Here is a 721-nt window from a genome sequence, read left to right on the forward strand (position 1 = left end):
CGGCTATTGCGACGATCTTTTCGCATTGTGCAATTGCAACGCGCATTCAACGTCTTTGCGACGGTTTGAGGCTCGGTTTTGATGTCGTTACCGTCATTTGCGCCACTACGGACGGACTTGCCCCAGTGAGCGCATGCGCACCAGGTTGTATGCGGCCATATTCAAAACGAAGAGGTGGTCGACTTTCTCCAACCCCCGTACCATCACTTGGCGCATCCGACCGACGGTCTTCACCCAGCCAAAGCCTTGTTCGATCAGCTTGCGCTTTTGCTGCGAAACGGCATAGCCCACGCTGCAGGCTATCGCATCAGGCACCGCTGAACGCCGCCCTGAGGTGTTTTGCGCTACATGCGGGGCGACCTTCATTTCCCGGCAGGCTTCGATGAATTCCTTCGCGTCGTAACCCTTATCGGCGCCTACGGTGATTTCGACCTCAGCGTCTGCCACTTGCCGCGCATCGTTGATCATGACCTTGGCTGCTTCGCGTTCGGCATGTCCGTCAGCGCAGCTGACTCGGGCGTTGACCACCAGACCGTGGCGGTTGTCGCTCAGCGTGTGGCCCATGAAACGCAACTCGCTGGCCGTCTTGCCTTTGCGATAAAGCCGCGCATCGGGATCGGTCTTGGATTGGTGCGTCTGGTTGCTGCGCTTGCTGCCTCTGAAGTCGCCGCTACCGTCATCATGGTCTTTGTCTTCGCCATCCTTGCGCACAAAGCTCTTA

The 721-nt window shown here is 57.8% G+C and carries 1 protein-coding gene; it reads right to left on the reverse strand.

Going from position 1 to position 721, the window contains the following annotated elements; genetic code table 11:
* Positions 1-105: 105 nt before the first annotated feature.
* The coding region (locus AWB68_RS45785) for a transposase (RefSeq protein ID WP_143282094.1) at positions 106-721 on the reverse strand (616 nt) is incomplete at its 5' end.

Source organism: Caballeronia choica (assembly GCF_001544535.1).
Taxonomy (GTDB): domain Bacteria; phylum Pseudomonadota; class Gammaproteobacteria; order Burkholderiales; family Burkholderiaceae; genus Caballeronia; species Caballeronia choica.